Annotated in this window: 2 protein-coding genes and 1 pseudogene; all 3 read left to right on the top strand. The window is 35.9% G+C overall.

The window, feature by feature from the left end; translation table 11 throughout:
- The coding region (locus AACY61_RS13200; protein ID WP_339612045.1) for a hypothetical protein at positions 1-378 on the top strand (378 nt) is incomplete at its 5' end.
- Between the two features lie 90 nt (positions 379-468).
- The gene (locus tag AACY61_RS13195; RefSeq protein ID WP_339612044.1) at positions 469-1,395 is read left to right on the top strand and encodes a PfkB family carbohydrate kinase; all 927 of its coding nucleotides are present in this window, start codon (positions 469-471) and stop codon (positions 1,393-1,395) included.
- A 57-nt stretch (positions 1,396-1,452) separates the two neighbouring features.
- A pseudogene (locus tag AACY61_RS13190) lies at positions 1,453-1,824 on the top strand (amidophosphoribosyltransferase); the annotation flags it as partial.

The raw sequence follows: 1,824 nt of genomic DNA, 5'->3' as shown, positions 1-1,824 counted from the left end.
GTGCAAAACGGTGAACTCTCTCCTATTCCATTTTTCAATAATGAAGTGATTTGGGAACCATTATATCGAGTTGAAGATGATTTTTTAAATTTTGAAACAGTTGTCTTTAGTAATAAAGTAACAAATTCATTGGGACACACTTTTTACATGGGCATTCATGTAGGCATGGGGCCTTCTTCAGAATGCGGATATGAAAGTGGTGCTAATTGGGACCGCAATTCATATTATCTTCTTAAATTTCCAGACAGTAGCGTTGACACACTTCGCGTTCAGGACCAAAAGAAAGTTTTTAGTTATCCTGAATATACTTTATACTTAAACGATGTGGCTTTAAACTATCATTTTTATCCTCAAAACTACATTACCATTCAAAAATAAACAGAATTTTTAATAGCCTTAGGCCTTCAGCTTTTGTTTTTTTCAACCAAAAGAATGGCTTATATTTGTGCCCTATTTTAAACTTTAAAAATGAGTAAACTTGTTATAGTAGGAACAGTCGCTTTTGATGCCATTGAAACCCCTTTCGGCAAAACCGATAAAATTTTAGGTGGTGCTGCCACTTACATCGGTCTTGCAGCAGCTCAGTTCGACATTGATGCTGCAATTGTTTCAATAGTTGGTGGAGATTTTCCTGAAAAATACATTTCACTTTTAAAGAAAAATAAGATTGATTTATCAGCCTTAGAAATCGTTAAAGAAGGAAAAACTTTTTTTTGGAGCGGAAAATATAAAAATGACCTCAACTCACGTGACACGCTTGACACACAGCTCAATGTACTGGCTGATTTTAACCCAAAAGTACCTGCTCAGTATAAAGATGCAGAAATAGTCATGCTTGGCAATTTACATCCAGCAGTACAATTAAGTGTTATTGATCAAATGAGTACTCAACCAAAACTCATTATTTTAGACACGATGAACTTTTGGATGGACAACACTTTGGATTTACTCAAAGAGGTAATATCTAGAGTAGATGTTATCACCATCAATGATGAAGAAGCTAGACAACTCACAGGAGAATATTCACTTGTGGTAGCAGCAAGAAAAATACAGCAAATGGGTCCAAAATATGTAGTGATTAAAAAGGGAGAACACGGCGCATTGCTCTTTCATGAAGATCAAATCTTTTTTGCTCCGGCACTTCCGCTTGAAGAGGTATTTGACCCAACAGGCGCCGGAGACACTTTTGCGGGTGGTTTTGCAGGCTATTTGTCCAAGACTAATGATTTGAGTTTTGACAACATGAAAAATGCCGTTATTTATGGCTCAACACTAGCTTCATTTTGCGTCGAAAAGTTTGGTACAGAAAGAATGCAAAGCCTTACCAAAGCTGAACTTCAAAAACGCCTTAAGCAGTTTAAAAATTTAACTCAATTTGAAATAGAATTATCATAACAACACGCTCCAAAATTTGGAGCGTTTTTTAATTATATAAATCTCAATAAAGCCTCTATGAGTGATGTGTTAAAACACGAGTGTGGTATCGCACTTATCAGACTTTTGAAACCCTTAGAATATTACCATGAAAAATATGGCTCTGCATTTTATGGTGTGAATAAAATGTATTTAATGATGGAAAAACAGCACAATCGTGGTCAGGATGGTGCCGGAATTGCAAGCATTAAGCTCGATGCTGAACCAGGAAACAGATACATAAGCCGAAAAAGATCAAATGCTGCTCAACCAATCCAAGAAATTTTTACTCACATAAACAATGAAATAAATACAGCATTTGCTGAACACCCTGAATATAAAAATGATGTAGCCGCACAAAAAAGAAACCTGCCATTTATTGGAGAGCTTTTATTGGGGCATGTGAGGTAT

The organism is uncultured Planktosalinus sp., assembly GCF_963973675.1.
Taxonomy (GTDB): domain Bacteria; phylum Bacteroidota; class Bacteroidia; order Flavobacteriales; family Flavobacteriaceae; genus Planktosalinus.
Note: the sequence above shows the minus strand (reverse complement) of the source record. Positions and strands in the feature narration are given on the sequence as shown.